A 15,590-nucleotide genomic window follows, 5' to 3' on the forward strand; every position below is an offset into this window, starting at 1 on the left:
TACATAAGTTGCGCGCTAGTTTGAGCATTTTTACTCAGAGCAGCGACATTCGTCTTTCGCTTTCAAGAAATCGACAATGTCGATGCCTTTTTTATTTTTAAATGTATTGCCGCTATGCGATGTTTGCGGCTCGCCAACGGTATGTTCAATTTTGACTGGCGCACTTGCGCTAAACTCGTTATTTCGAATCTGTGTTTTTTGTACACCGTGAAGAAAGATGCTTGCTTTACGCTTGTTTCTTTTACCCAAACCTACATTCGTCAAAACGTTCTCAGCTATCGTTACCTTGGGCCCAAAAGTACTTTCGTCGGTGCCACCGCGATAGATAAGTGCTAGTGCCCCTTCAACATCGCTAAATGTGTTGTTTTCTAAATTCAACACTTCAACGTTGTAGATACCTAAATCATCTTTTTCTTTGTTTAACGCAAGTACGTGACCAGTGATAGTGTCGAATTGGCTATTAGTGATAGATAACAAAGTCGCAAAGCTTCGGGCGCCTGCCGAAAAGAAGTGATAGCTATGGTTTATGTCTAGGTCAGTTACTGTCACCCTATCCATTGTGAATCGGTAATTTGTTAACATGCCCCACTTTTTAGTGCGGATGAATGTATTTCCAGCCGCATCTGGTGCATCACTACCTGAAAGCGTTATGTCTTCAATTTCCAGTGAACCATTGTCACTTATTTCAAAAAGTGCAGAGCGCTGAGGACGGATAATGACTTTTGCGTTTCTGCTTGCTTTTACAGAGAGAGTTTTAGTTACCTTAACAATTTTTTGCTCGCTATATACGCCATCATTAAGTATAAGAACATCACCATCATTCGCTTTCGCGACCGCTTCAAAAAGCGAATTTACACCTGGCTCTACAGTAATTTCATCTCCTGAACCAAACGGCGTTTCGTATTCTTTTTTCTGATACCAACTTGGCCCTACCTCTGCTTTTTGAAGTGGCTTAACGCTGTCGTCCGCCCCTACTTTCATCTCCTCCGAAGAAATACTGTTCGATGAAGATAGCTGTATATCGCTTCGCTTCGTAAAGCCTTTTTCAATCTGACTTTCTACGCTGTAGTTAGCCACATTGTTGATAAATGCTATACCGCTAATGTCATCAAAAAAGCTAAATGTAGTAGGCACCATTTTAGCGATAACAAGGTTGTTAGCAAAAACACTATCCACAGGTGGCGCTGAACGCTCTTCATCTGCTCCAGCAGCCAATTGAATGTGTGAAACGTCAATGAAAGTGTTGTGATGTATGTTGGCATTTTTTACTTGGTGGTAGCGATTTTGAGGTGAGTTGGGCACGCCATTCATTACTGTAAACCCACTGCCAAAGCGGTAGCCAGTAAGCCCTTTAAACACGTTATTTGCTACTTCTTGATCGGCATTAATGACGCGTACTCCACCCGTATTTGGAACACCATTACCCAGAAACACGTTATTGGTGATTGTGTTACCGTTGCCATGCCTTAGCGTTAGCGTTCCGCGAGACTCAATGAAGGTATTGCCATGAAGAACGTTGCCACCCGATTTAACGCTGATAATTTCAACTTCGCCATTACATCGGTCAAACACATTGTTTTCGACTCGGGTAAAAGAGTTTTCAAGTGAATAATGGCTGGTACCAATTCTTAAGGTTTCTCCACCATTTGAACCTAACTCAGGTCGGAAGCCAAAATAGTTATTGTCTATTTTGTGATAGTTTTCTACGCTATCTTTTGAATCTAACCTTACTGCGACCGTTACACCTCGGTTTCGCTTGCCTGCTAAGTACGAACTATCTAGCCTGTTATGCTTTCCATACAGCGCAACCCAATAGTCACTTTCAAATTTGTCTGGCTTAGAATAGTCTTCGATTACGACTTCAGTGACGCGGGTATAATTCGCGAGTTCGTCCTTACTCGTTCTATAGCTAATTACTGAACCTGATGGAGAATAGCCGTCTTTAAATACAAGCCCAGATACAATTAAGTGGCTCCCCGCAATAGATAGGTTTGATTGACCAGAGAGAATAACACCGCCTTTGCTTTGCGCTCTCAATGTAATTGGCTCTTGCTCACTTCCTTGCGCTTTGAACTTAATTTCAAAATCATGGTAAGTACCATTTTTCAGTACGATATCGTCGCCAGGGACTACTTTCTCTAACGCGTTGAGGTAGCTTTTCTTAGAGTCAACTAAGTAGTCTTCGGCGTATGCCGTTGTATTAAACGCCAAGAGCGTAATAATTCCGATCGCTGACTTACAGATATTTGCTACTTTCATACTTTCCCCATTTCGCTGGCAAGATCTTCGGTGATATCTACCGTGATAGTGCCACTGACCTTGCTAAATCGTATAAATCGCACATAAATTGCCAATCTTCTTTTGCAAAAACGCAATTATGCTGTTATTTATTTGTTACTGACTGTTTTAGAATCTAACCAATAAACAGACCAAAAACAACCAATTTATTTTACCAATAACAATAAAATGTATTACCAATTGAAAGAACTTTTCTGCTCATAAAGTGTTTCAAAGCACACTACTCGGGACTTTGCGCTTTATGCTAGTTTCGATATACAATGGTCAGATAGAATTAATTTACCAATTGTCTCTTCTTTTTAGGTAAGCAACAGGCAAACAAGGGCTGTAAATATGAAGACTCGTCGTCTCTTCTGGAGCATAGTTGAAAAACTTGAAGCGCTAATCGACCAAGGAATTTATCCTGAAGGTAGCCGCTTACCCGCAGAAAGGGAACTCGCGGAGACGTATAACGTTAGTCGCCCTACTATCCGTGAAGCCATTATCGCGCTGGAAGTACGAGAGCGTGTAGAAGTAAAAACCGGTTCTGGTGTATACGTCTTGCATCAGAAAAAACAAGGCCAAGCAACCAAGCCAATCAGCGCATTTGAGCTTACCCAGGCGCGCGCGCTTGTTGAAGGTGAAGCTGCTGCGCTTGCTGCCGCAACTATTTCAGATGAAGAGTTAGAAGCGCTAAAACAAACCTTAGTTGAGATGCAGACTCCTCAAAAAGCCGACGAGGCAGACCAGCGCTTCCATCAGATTATTTCTCAAGCGACACGAAATAACGCCATTATGCTTTCAGTTGAAAATTTATGGGAATTGCGAAGAACTGTCCCTCAGGTTATATCTGCCTACAGCGATGTGTGCTCACAAGGTGAAGAGCAAAGGCTGAGAGAACATACGCTTATCTATGATGCTATTGCTAGTAAGGATACCGCAGGCGCAAGGCGAGCAATGCATCAGCACTTTAATCGCCTTATCAACGCCCTTTTTGATGCGAGCGAGGCAAAAGCGCTAGAAGAGATAAAACGTAAAACTGATGAAACGCGTGGGCTTTATTCTATCGCTCATCTTAGACAGTAATTACGACTACGTACTTTTCTTATTACAAAATAAAACAGGCTTCTTATTTCTAAGAAGCCTGTTTGCTTTGTAGGGTACTCTTGAGAGTAACTGTTTTTATTATCTTTGCTTCAAAGCGCAAAACAAAAACTGCGGTTTGCCATTAAGTTTACACTCTTCAACATGCCGATTTTCGTATAAGCGCATAGATAAGCTAGTCCACACTCTGCTTAAACAAGCAGCAGAAAACAAATCCATATTACAATTCGACCTTACCAGATGTCAACCAATTATTATTACCAATAATTGGGAGGATTTAATTTTTCTATCTAGTCGACAAAATTAATTCGGTAGGAATATCATCTTTGCTTGAGCCTTCAACTGTCACAAAAACAAAAAAATGCTCTATTTCAATACAATAAAGTCAACCCATACCGATTAGTATATATCTGAAAGGTTATATCGAGTTAAGTCCATCCTCTATTCGCTGTAAAAACAGCCGAAATCTGTATGACCAGTGATGAATAAACAATCGATATATGTTGATTCGGTGAAAAAAGCTTTACCCTAGTTGATAATAAAGATAAAAAGCGCGCAGGGATTCCACGCTCATTAAGCAACACCCGCACTTACGTTGCGCGGTAATTAAATTAAGTAGAACACATGAATGTTGATAGTTTAACCCAGCACTTCGAAGAGAAATTGGCGTTAGTCAAAGCGTCAGTAATGTCTGATAGCTTTATTATCCAGCTTACAACTATCGCGGTAATATACTGCGTAGCGTTTTTACTTGCCAAGCAGGTAAAAAAGCCTTTTAAGTTTACTCGAGAAAAGCCACAGCAAGGCGCACATACCATGCACGGCTTTCTATATAATCTTGGCGAGGCACTGTTTCCACTTATCACTATAAGCTTATTAAAGCTTACCACTGTGTTAGGTGCGCAATTTCAGTTCGACGCATGGCTACTGGAAATTGCAGTGGTCGTAGCGCTTATGCTGTTCGTAAACTCTTTAATCATAGGCTTCGTTGAAAATAAAACCATCGCTGCGTTTATGCGTTGGATAGGCCTCCCTATCCTGTTTTTACATCTTATAGACGTGCTTCCCCTCATTACGTCAGCTTTAGAGTCGATAGCAATATCAGTGGGTAATGTTGAAATTTCTGCGTATGGCGTAACAAGAGTCTTATTGTTTGGTGGTTTGCTGTTCTGGCTCGGTCGCAGCTCTAATGCGATAGGGCAAGATATTATTCGAAACCACAAATCGCTTGATGTATCTACCAAGGAAGTGTTCGCCAAACTGTTTGAAGTAGCTCTGTTCTGTATTGTGTTTCTTCTATTACTTAACGTTATGGGCATTAACCTTACCGCATTAGCCGTTTTCGGCGGAGCCTTGGGTGTGGGTTTAGGCCTAGGCTTGCAGTCTATTGCTTCAAACTTTATCTCCGGCATTATTATTCTGTTGGATAAATCGTTGACCGTTGGCGATTTCGTTGAATTGGAAGACGGGCAAAAAGGTATCGTTAGAGAGTTTAAGATGCGCTATGCCGTGTTAGAAACCTATGACGGCAAGGACATCCTAGTCCCAAACGAGAAGTTTATCAGTTCTTTGCTGATAAACTGGACGCATAAAGATCCTAAGCAGCGTTACCGTATCGATTTTTCGGTGGCCTACAAAACAGATATACGCGCAATGGTAGAAATCATTAAGGAAGCGGTATCAGAGCACCCGCAAGTTATCAGTGGCGACAATATCCCTTTTGAAGAACTACCGGACTGTGAAATAGACAGTTTTGGTGACTCTGGCGTAAACATGTTTGTCGAGTTTTGGATGGAAGGTGTAGACGATGGCAAGAACCGCGTGGGGGGTGATTTGCTGCTTACTGTCTTTGAAACACTACGTGAGCACGATATTGAGATCCCTTTCCCTCAACGAGAAGTTCGGGTTATCAACGAGCAAAGTATGAATATCCGAAATACCACGCCATAGCGCTTAAAGCGTATACTAAGGTGTGCATACTAAAACCGTACCTTCGCGCTGATTAGAACCTGGCGCGAAGGGTATCCCACTGCCACTCCTGAGCAAACAGGCCTAGCGTGTTAACAAACTTTTTATAGTCTTCTTTACCCATTGCAGACGCCACCGTTTTTAACTGAGATTTCGCCTTTATAGCTTTAACCTGAAGCAACTCTAACCGTTTATCGGCTTTTGAATCGAAGTTTTCACTAATAATAGCGTTCGCTTTATCGGTAGCCTCCCATGCGGAGATCACATAACCCACCAGCTTAATGTAAACCCCGACCATACCCTTTCTTTCGAAAACGTCCTCGAACATAGAGCCAGATAACAATTTATGAAAGCTTGCTTCTGTCTCAAAGGCAACAAATGACTCTGCGTTTTTGAGCTCTTTTAACACATTGTGCAGAAGTTTTATGTGAGCGGCGGAATTAATAGCATTGTCATTTAATGCATTAATATCCTCACTTAGCATTTCTAAGTTTACCAAGGTTCGTTGAAGGCTAGCCATCGCGATATTTGTCTGTTGAGGCGTAAAGTAAAGATTCAGTGTATCGAAATAAAGAAAGCTTTGCGACGCTCCCAAGGCCATTTTAGCTACATTAACAATTTATAAAGTACTTTGAGTTCAGCATAGAAAAAGGGCGCCGAAGCGCCCTTTTAAACTTTGATACTATCGCTAACAAGTTCGCGATAGCAGACTCGCTTTATCTATTTACCTAAGCTGGCATTTAGGTCATGACGTAAGTCAAAGCGGTCTAGCGTCATCACTTTAGTCCATGCACCCACAAAGTCTTCAACAAAACGTTTCTTCGCATTGTCGTAAGCATAAACTTCGGCTACGGCACGCAACTCACTGTTCGAACCAAAGATGAGGTCTACAGGTGTACCTGTGTACATAACTTCACCAGTGCTTCTATTCACGCCTTCATATACCGATGGATTGTCAGTTTTTCTCCACTTAACGCCCATATCAAGTAGCGTCACAAAGAAATCATTGTTAAGCGTGCCTACTTCGTCAGTAAATACACCGTGTTTGACATCGCCTACGTTAGCCCCTAATGAACGTAACCCACCTAATAATACGGTCATTTCAGGTACCGTCAGGTTTAGTTGATCAGCTTTGTCTACCAACATGTCAGTTGGCGAACGATAGCTACCTTCAGCGTTGTAGTAGTTTCTAAACGCGTCAGCTGTCGGCTCTAGCAAAGAAAATGAGTTAACGTCTGTCTGCTCTTGAGTTGCGTCTGTACGACCTGGTACTACAGGTACAGTCACATCAACACCCGCGTCAGCCGCTGCTTTTTCGATAGCTGCAGCACCACCAATAACAATCAAATCGGCAAGTGACACTTTCTTCTTAGAGAACATGCGCTCGTTGTAGTCTTCCTGTAGCTCTTTAAGCTTAGACACTACAGCTTTTACTGTCTCTGGCTCATTAGCTTCCCAGCTCATTTGTGGCTCTAGCGCGATACGTGCGCCATTTGCACCACCACGCAGGTCTGAAGCACGGAAACTTGCCGCCGCTGCCCACGCTGTTTTTACAAGCTGCTGAACCGTAAGGCCACTTTCTAAGATGTCTGCCTTAAGCTTTTTAACGTCTTTAGCAGAAATCATTTTGTAATCAGCTTTAGGCACAGGATCTTGCCAGATAAAGTTTTCTTCTGGGATATCGTTACCTAGGTAACGTGCTTTTGGCCCCATATCACGGTGTGTTAGCTTAAACCATGCTTTAGCGAAGGCCGTTTGATACTCTTTAGGATCAGCCAAAAAGCGTTCGGCAATTTTGCGATACTCAGGATCGTATTTGAGCGCTAAGTCCGCTGTAGTCATTACAGGTGGATTTTTCTTACCTTCCACGTGTGCATCTGGCACTGACTTGTGAAGCGATTCATCAGTAGGGACCCACTGAATGGCACCGGCTGGGCTACGAGTTTGCTTCCACTCAAAACCTAGTAGGTTTTGAAGGTATAAGCTTGTCCATTTAGTCGGCAACTGTGTCCACGCCCCTTCTAAACCACTGGTTACTGTGTCTTCAGCATTACCCTTACCACAGTTATTTTTCCAGCCTAGACCTTGCTCTTCTAAGCCTGCGCCGCCAGGCTCAGCTTCTAAACAGTCAGCAGGTTTGTGCGCACCGTGCATTTTACCGAATGTATGACCACCAGCAATTAGCGCTACAGTCTCTTCATCGTTCATCGCCATGCGACCAAATGCAGTACGAATGTTTTTCGCTGATCCCATTGGATCAGGTACACCTTTAGGACCTTCAGGGTTAACGTATATTAGGCCCATGTGCGTGGCACCAAGAGGACGCTGAAGCTTGCCGTCGCGCTCTTCACGGTCACTAGCTAGCATTTCTACTTCCGGTCCCCAGTACACCATATCTGGTTCCCAGTCGTCAGTACGACCACCTGCAAAACCATAGGTATCAAAGCCCATGTTTTCCATGCCTACTGTTCCGGCAAGGATCATCAAGTCGCCCCAAGATAAACTTTCACCGTACTTTTGCTTAATTGGCCAAAGTAGGCGACGTGCCTTGTCTAAGTTGCCGTTGTCAGGCCAGCTGTTAAGCGGGTCAAAACGCATTTGACCACCATCACCGCCGCCGCGACCGTCTAGAGTACGGTAGGTACCTGCACTGTGCCATGAAAGACGGATAAAGAAAGGACCGTAGTTGCCAAAGTCTGCAGGCCACCAGTCTTGAGATGTGGTAAGCAGTTCGTTTACGTCTTTTTTGACTTCATCAAGGTCAAGTTTTGCAAACGCTTCAGCGTAGCTAAAATCCTCACCTAGCGGGTTAGAACGGTTGTCATGATCTCGAAGTGGTGAGAGGTCGAGTTGGTCAGGCCACCAAAACTGATTCGTCTTCGCTTGGAAAGCTTTAGTCATCCCTGTGCCTTTAGCACCAGCGGGCTTACTTATCTGATCATTGGCAATAGCACCTGACGCGCCTAGCGAAAGCGCCACTAGCGCCGATAACGTAGTTTTTTTAAACCTATTTAAAGTCATGGTCTTTTCCCATCTGAGTTTGTTTTAGTTATCACGTGATAGACACTTCTAAGTGCCACCACTTGTTAACATTTTGTTTACCTCATAAGCCGTTAAAAGATAGACACGCTTACGCAATATTTACAGTTGATAAAATGAATTCAAATGATTGGAAAATCTAATCAAAATAAATTTGTTAAATTTCAATATCTTAATAATCTTATCAATTATCAGCGCCATCACTGTCCAAAATATAGTCGATGAATTTCTAGCCGCAACGCATATTTATGAATCTCTTTCAGACGCTAGGAAAAATTTTCTTACGGTGTTTGCCCGTAGTTTTTACTACAAATCGAAAATGCCTAAATAACAAACAATTATGTGACCACATCTGTAAATTTTGCTCTAGTTTGAAATGAATACTGAAATTTCTACCATGGCACAGCAGTTGAAACAGAAAGTGTGTAATCAGGACACGTCGGCTTCAAGTGAGAAGTCGATGATTTATTAAGAAGTAATGAGGATGAACTTATGAAAAACACACTTAAAACACTTTCTGGACTTGCTGCTGTTGCCTCTATTAGTGCGATGGCATCGTTCGGCGCACACGCTCAGTCCAATCAAATTGAAGCAAAAGACAGTGGTTTTTATGTAGGTGGTAATTACGGTTACCTGCGCGTTGAAGGCGAAGATGATTTCGATGACGACAAAGACGTATGGCAAGGTCTTGTAGGCTACAAGTTTAACGAATGGGTCGCTATTGAAGGTGGCTATATCGATTTTGGTGACTACGGTAACGACATTGCAGGTGCTGAAACAGATGGTTATACAGCCGCTATTAAAGGTATCCTTCCGCTAACCGAACGCTTCTCTCTTTATGCTAAAGCAGGTCAGCTATGGTCTGAAACAGAATACAACTTTGCGGGTGTTTCTCGTGACAACGATGACGAAAGTCTTTTCGTGGGCGCAGGTCTGAGCTATGCAGTTACCAGTAACTTCCTAGTAAACGCCGAGTACACGGTATACGACACAGAACTAGACGCGGACGAAGCGTTTGATGATATCGACGATACTGACTTTGAAACTGATCTTAAACAAGCAAGCATCGGTGTAGAATACCGTTTTTAATTACTTGCAGCGTTACAGTTTTAACTTGAATTGATGTGAATAAAAAGCCTTCGTCGTACGACGAAGGCTTTTTAATTAACCGTCTATGCGCTGAATAAGTTGCGCTAACTCTTCTATCTTAGATACCGTCGTTTTTACAAGGTTATCAATTTCATTTGACGATGATTGTGAGTTGCCCGCAAGCGTTCTTACCTCATCAGCAACGACAGCAAACCCTCGCCCCATTTCTCCTGCTCTGGCCGCCTCAATAGCTGCATTTAACGCTAACAGGTTAGTCTGTTCGGAAATGGAGTTAATTGTGCCAACAATATTACTAATAGTTTGACTGGTTACCAATAGCTCTTTCATTGCTTCTTGCGTATCGTTCACGGCTTGCTTTCTAGACGTAACATTAATAGCGAAAAATACGTAGCGCGTTACTTGCCCATTGAAATTTTTGAGCGCACTTATTCGAGCATCAAAGGCTAGGTAATTATCCCCAAGATCCAATTCGATAATTTTTGAAACGAATCCTGACGTTTCTAATGTCGATTTGTCCTCTGCACTTAACCCCCCCATAACCTCATCAGCAAATGCCTTTGTATTCATTACACCATTCAAGGTTTCGCGCAATAATTTGTTTGCCTCGATGATTTTTCCGTTAGGCTCCATTTCAAGCAAGACAAGTGCACTGCCGATGGCTTTTAATTTATTTGTAAAGTCTAGCGCCATCTGTTTAACACGGGTAATATCAGCCTGAACTGCGATAAAGTTAACTAAGTTGCCCTCTTTGAAAACAGGGTTTATCGAAAGTGAAGTCCAATAGGGAGAACCATCTTTGCGGTAGTTGAGGATTTCGTCATAAAACGCTTCGCAGTTTTTGATTTTCTGTCGGATAACACTAACGGTCCGCTGATCCGTCTCTTCGCCTTGTAAGAATGAGCCCGGCTTTTTACCTTTAACTTCTTCAAACTGCCAGCCCGTTAGCCGGTAAAATCCATTATTCACATATTCTATTAATCCGTTGGCGTCGGAGATAATCACCGCGTTATCCGTTTCGTTAGCAACAAGAGAAAGCATTCTCTGCATCTCTCGCTGTTCGACCTCTTCGGTAACATCCTTTATAAAAGCCGTATAAAGTGTTCTATCAGCGAGTCTTACTTTCGATAGCGAGAGCCTTCCCCACAAGCTTTTTCCGTCTTTTCTCTCGACTTTTACTTCGCGGCTCGTGCCGACAATCTTATCTTGACCCGTTTCTCTATTTGCGTTCACATAATTGTCGTGGTTCGCCTGTATCGCCTGGGGAACAAGCATCTTTACATTTTGGCCAATAACTTCATGTCGCCCGTACCCCCAAAGCTTTTCAGCCGATGCGTTAAATAGAGTGACATTATTGTTCTCATCTATACACACTACTGCATCTAACGCTTGCTCTAGGGTTTGCTCCACAATTTCACGAGATTCACGCTCTTCTGTAACATCGCGTACAAACGCCGTGTAATGCTTTTTGCCTTGCACAACGACTTGTGACAAGGCGAGTTGAACCCAAATTCGCTCACCGTTTTTGGTTTCCAGTTCAACCTCTCGTGAACTTCCAACAATCTTATTTACGTTGGTTTGTCTGTGTGAGTTGACGTAGCTATCGTGATTCGCTTTGTGTTCCTGAGGTACAAGTATTTTTATATTCTTTCCCATTACCTCGCTAGGCGTATAACCCCATAGTTTTTGAGCTGCGTCATTATAAAACGTGATGTTATTTTTCTCATCAATAGTCACGACCGCGAGTATCGACTGTTCTAGTGCCTGCTTAGATGCGTTTTCTTTGGAAAAAAACTTCATTGCCCCTAACCTTTTATATAACCCTAAAGTTATATAGAAGACATTACGACCTTTTGCCAATACTAAACATGAAACGCGTTCTATCGTGAAAAAATTACACAAACTAGACCATGAAAAATACACACAATTTTCTTTAAAAGTAAATTAAACATTTAAATCAAGCACTTAAAACAAGGAAATTCATCAAGTATTGAGGTACGGATTCTGCAACAACACGTGAATAGATAGATTTAATATAATAGGTAAGGAACCATGCAATCAGGTAAGAGTGTTTTTCAACCAGGTCAAAACTGTTGGGTAGAGAGCAAAGCTCGCTTCTCTACTCCTCTGATAGATTGCGGAAACTATTACAAAGCCTTGCATAGCTCAATTGTTAAAGCTAAACACAGTATTTTTATTGTTGGTTGGGATATAGACAGTCGCATTCGGTTGTTACGTGGTGACGATGAAGCTAACAGCGAAGCGCCTAGTGTTATTAGCGACTTACTCAAATGGAAAGCAGAGCAAAACCCAGACATTAAAATTTACCTACTGCGCTGGGACTCTTCTTTGGCCTTCTTCGCTCAACGCGAAATGTGGGCAAAAGAAGTGTGGGAAGAGAAAACGCCTGACAATGTTCAAACAGAGCTAGACGATACCATTCCAATGGGCGGAAGCCAGCATCAAAAAATTGTAGTTATTGACGACGAACTTGTTTTTTCAGGCGGTATGGACGTTTCGACTAACCGTTGGGATACGCGAGACCACCCCGTGGTATCCGAGGAAAGAGATGGACCCGATGGCGAGTATGGTCCGTTACACGATGTTCAAATGGTTTCAAGCGGGCCTGTTGTTGCCGATTTTGCACAACTTGTCAGGTGGAGATGGCAGCGAGTAGCTGAAGACACTCCTATTGATATTCGTGAAGATGCGCGAGTAGATGAAAATGCGCCTTTGCCTGAAGCATGGCCAGAAGACTACCCTCCACTTTTTGAAAACGTAGAGTGTGCACTTGCTCGAACCATCCCTTTTATGGATGAAGCAGAGCCAGCACAAGAAGTACGTCATATGCTGCTCGACCTTATTGGCGAAGCAGAATCGGTTATTTATATCGAAAATCAGTTCACGACCCGTCAAGAAATCGCTGAAGCGCTTAATAAACAACTTAAGTTAAAACCAAATCTTTCCGTTGTTATTGTTAGTTCTTACGAACCCAAAGGTAAGTTTGAGTGTGAGGCATTTTGGGCTAGCCGTATTGAGTTCAAGGCGATTTTGGAAAAAGGTATAGACCCCAGACGAGTAAAACTGACTTACTCTTCAATAGAAGACATGCAGGGGCGAAAAGCATACAAACGCATTCACTCTAAGGTGATGACCATTGATAACAAGTACCTTGTTATTGGGTCTTCAAACCTAAGTAACCGTTCAATGACCCTCGACACTGAAATTGATACGGTTTTGTTCGGCAATAGTAAAGATAACCAAGCATGTATAGAGCAAGTGAGAAACGACCTACTTGCTGAGCATACAGGTCGTGATATAGATGCGATGCCGGAGATATTTAACAGCCAGTACCCTGTAGAAGCATTGATGCAAGATCAAATAGCACATGGTTACGTGCTTACCGAAGTTCGCGACGAAGTATTTACAGAGCACTCGGTTAAAAATGTATTTCGCGCCTTATCAGACCCAGAAGAACCGCTTATTTCAGTACCTACATTTGATGGTGACGCGCTACCCGCTCGTAACCCTAAGCGACGCAGCATAATGATTTTAATTGGCATTGCCATTATTGCAGTACTTGGCGGGCTGATGTTTTGGGCTAGCCAGTCAATCCCATGGTTAAGTTCAGAAAGCATCAACGCCTTTTTAGAAAAAAGTAGAGGCACTTATTTTGCCCTTCCAACTGTTTTGCTCGTGTATGTAGTTGGCGGCGTTTTGTTCTTCCCTGTGACTGTACTATCTCTGGCAGTAGCCGCTATCTTTGGCCCAATTTGGGGGCCTATTTACGGCATCATGGGAGCACTAATGAGTTCAGCAATTATGTTTGGTATCGGCAAGTTATCGGGTAACGCAGGACTTAGGAAGATTGGTGGGCCAAAGGTTGCCGCAGTTGATGAAAAGCTGAAACGCAGTGGTGTAGTTGGCGTAGCAGCCATACGAATGTTGCCGATTGCACCATTTAGTTTGGTAAATTTGGTCGCGGGCATTTCATCTATAGGCATTTTTCAATTTTTGGTAGGTACGTTTTTAGGCATGTTCCCTCCAATGATAGCCAAAGGCTTTGTTGGCGATTCTATTGCGCAAATTTGGCAGGATCCATCTGTTAAAACTATTAGTTACCTAGTGGGAGGCATCATTTTATGGGGCTTAATGATTTGGGGGTCGCAAAAATTCGCGCGCTACTACCAAGCACGAAAAGAGGCTAATACCAACACGGAAGAAGACAGTAACAACTGTAAGGATGAGTCTGAAAAATGTGCCGCATAGTAACCTACAATATCCATAGCGGAGTTGGCAGGGATAAGAAGCACGACTACAAACGTATCGGGCAGTTTCTTGCGAACAGCGGCGCTGACGTAGTTTTGCTTCAAGAAATGGATACGCGCCCTCCCGAACGAGATACAGCGCAAGATGTAAAAGACATCTGCGCTGGTAATACGTTTAAATTAATTCCCTCCCCAGCAATTAGAGAATCTGATGGGTGGTACGGCAATGCAATTTTGACCCGTTTTGATGTGTTGGAACACGACACCATAGATGTGAGTCAAACAGGACGACAGCCAAGAAATGTGCAGATTGTTGAATTAAAAACTGAGAAAACGCCTCTGACGGTAGTGAATACCCACAAAGGTCTCAAGAAACTTGAGCGTCGTTCGCAGTTTTCTCTGCTCCACGAACATTTATCGCGGCGTTTAAAAGATAAACAAACTCCGCTATTTTTAGCGGGTGATTTTAATGAATGGCAGTTTTTTTCAAAGGCCTTTAAGGCTTTAAATGATTTGCTATTGCAGCAAAAAATTGGTGCCACGTTTCCTAGCAACTTTCCCATATTTTCCCTCGACCGCGTATGGGTGACAGAAGATATTAAAGTAAGATCGTGCAGGAAAATTAAGAACGAAAAAACTAAGGTGTTATCCGACCATTTACCCGTATTAGTAGATATCGTTCTACCCGAGGCTTGAACTAGCCAACGTTTTTAATTCACAAGAAGTATGGTGTGCTCGATTACGCTGATTTCGCTACAAAGGATGATGCCGCAAACTCTAAGGTACCACACCAATGTTTGAGTGCATTCTCCTTAGCTACCACTTTTCGAATGATATCGATAATTTGCTGAAATTCGTGCGTAGCTTTTCTCTGTTTGTTTGTAGCAGCTAGCACAGTGCGATGCATTTCAGGGTGGGTAATTTTTAGCGTAGAAACCAGCCCTGATTCTCTTAAGTGAAAAATAGCCGAAGTGGGCAATATCATTACCCCTTCCCCTTGCATTACTTGCCTTAGCCCTGTCATCAACTGCCCAGAATATGCAAGATCATGTTTAAGGCTCACTCCGGTAGCTTTCTCGTAATCAGCAATAAGCTGACCAAGCGCATCTTTATTTCCGGGCGATAAAAGAGGTAGTTCACTTATTTCCCAGAATTTTATCGTTGATTTATCTTTAAGCTTGGCGTACTCGGGATAAGCTGGGGAACCAGTAAATACGAGATGTAGCTCTTCTTGAATAAGAGGGGTCACGCTCATAAATTTAGGTTCTATCGCCTGCTGGTAGGTTAAAGCAATATCTACCTGTTTTGATTCGAGCCAATCGTTGATGGTGTATGAAGGCCCAGTGCTGATCTCTACTTTCAACGCTTTATGATTACTCGTTATTTCAGTTAACAACGGCAGGGAAAGTACGTTGCCAATTGACGGAAGCATTCCTATTTTTATTACTTTTTGCTGTTCTCCCTGAAATGCTTGCAACGCTGATTTCACGTTGTCAATTTCCCCCATTATTTTCTCTGCGTGTTTGTAAAATACTTCTCCAGCGGGCGTTAAGCTTATACCCGAAAAGCTTCGTTCTAGCAGCGTTGCTTTGACTTCTCGCTCCAAGCTTGCGAGTTGCTGACTAATAGCAGGCTGAGCGATATCTAAGGCTCTTGCCGCCGCAGCAATACTGCCTCGCTGTACTGTGGTTATAAAGTAATGTAGCTGTTTAGAGTGCACTTAACCCCCTTTTGGAAGGCAATAGAGAATAGCCCAGCGTAACTGCATCTGAAGTCAGCAAGGTATATGCCATTCCAATAGGTTATATGAAGCAAAAATGTAAATAA

Annotated in this window: 10 protein-coding genes; 5 read left to right on the forward strand and 5 right to left on the reverse strand. The window is 42.8% G+C overall.

Going from position 1 to position 15,590, the window contains the following annotated elements:
• Positions 1 to 30: 30 nt before the first annotated feature.
• Positions 31 to 2,259 (reverse strand): polysaccharide lyase 6 family protein, encoded by a 2,229-nt coding sequence (locus ACYX4W_RS19725; RefSeq protein WP_476074299.1) that lies wholly within the window; start codon positions 2,257 to 2,259, stop codon positions 31 to 33.
• Between the two features lie 372 nt (positions 2,260 to 2,631).
• Here ACYX4W_RS19725 and ACYX4W_RS19730 point away from each other — a divergent pair, with 372 nt between their 5' ends.
• Positions 2,632 to 3,363, forward strand: a complete 732-nt coding sequence (locus ACYX4W_RS19730) for a FadR/GntR family transcriptional regulator (RefSeq protein ID WP_179984532.1) — start codon at positions 2,632 to 2,634, stop codon at positions 3,361 to 3,363.
• Positions 3,364 to 4,005: 642 nt separating this feature from the next.
• Complete coding sequence (locus tag ACYX4W_RS19735) at positions 4,006 to 5,331, forward strand: mechanosensitive ion channel family protein (protein ID WP_474804900.1); 1,326 nt, start codon at positions 4,006 to 4,008, stop codon at positions 5,329 to 5,331.
• A gap of 52 nt (positions 5,332 to 5,383) precedes the next feature.
• Here the strand turns inward: ACYX4W_RS19735 and ACYX4W_RS19740 are convergent, their stop codons facing one another.
• The gene (locus tag ACYX4W_RS19740; protein ID WP_476074300.1) at positions 5,384 to 5,950 is read right to left on the reverse strand and encodes a hypothetical protein; all 567 of its coding nucleotides are present in this window, start codon (positions 5,948 to 5,950) and stop codon (positions 5,384 to 5,386) included.
• Positions 5,951 to 6,069: 119 nt separating this feature from the next.
• Positions 6,070 to 8,370 (reverse strand): catalase/peroxidase HPI, encoded by a 2,301-nt coding sequence (gene katG, locus ACYX4W_RS19745; protein ID WP_476074301.1) that lies wholly within the window; start codon positions 8,368 to 8,370, stop codon positions 6,070 to 6,072.
• Between the two features lie 510 nt (positions 8,371 to 8,880).
• Between katG and ACYX4W_RS19750 the strand changes: the two genes are divergently transcribed.
• Positions 8,881 to 9,477 (forward strand): porin family protein, encoded by a 597-nt coding sequence (locus ACYX4W_RS19750; RefSeq protein WP_474804894.1) that lies wholly within the window; start codon positions 8,881 to 8,883, stop codon positions 9,475 to 9,477.
• A gap of 75 nt (positions 9,478 to 9,552) precedes the next feature.
• Here ACYX4W_RS19750 and ACYX4W_RS19755 read toward each other — a convergent pair whose 3' ends face one another.
• Complete coding sequence (locus tag ACYX4W_RS19755) at positions 9,553 to 11,295, reverse strand: PAS domain S-box protein (protein ID WP_476074302.1); 1,743 nt, start codon at positions 11,293 to 11,295, stop codon at positions 9,553 to 9,555.
• Positions 11,296 to 11,547: 252 nt separating this feature from the next.
• On the opposite strand from ACYX4W_RS19755, the gene ACYX4W_RS19760 reads away from it, so the two are divergent.
• Positions 11,548 to 13,764 (forward strand): VTT domain-containing protein, encoded by a 2,217-nt coding sequence (locus ACYX4W_RS19760; protein ID WP_476074303.1) that lies wholly within the window; start codon positions 11,548 to 11,550, stop codon positions 13,762 to 13,764.
• Entirely contained in the window at positions 13,752 to 14,459 is a 708-nt protein-coding gene (locus tag ACYX4W_RS19765) for an endonuclease/exonuclease/phosphatase family protein (RefSeq protein ID WP_474804888.1), read from the forward strand. Before ACYX4W_RS19760 ends, ACYX4W_RS19765 begins: the two co-directional genes overlap by 13 nt.
• 43 nt (positions 14,460 to 14,502) lie before the next feature.
• Here ACYX4W_RS19765 and ACYX4W_RS19770 read toward each other — a convergent pair whose 3' ends face one another.
• Complete coding sequence (locus tag ACYX4W_RS19770) at positions 14,503 to 15,483, reverse strand: LysR family transcriptional regulator (protein ID WP_476074304.1); 981 nt, start codon at positions 15,481 to 15,483, stop codon at positions 14,503 to 14,505.
• Positions 15,484 to 15,590: the final 107 nt, after the last annotated feature.

It is taken from the genome of Alteromonas sp. ABH4_454 (assembly GCF_056311775.1).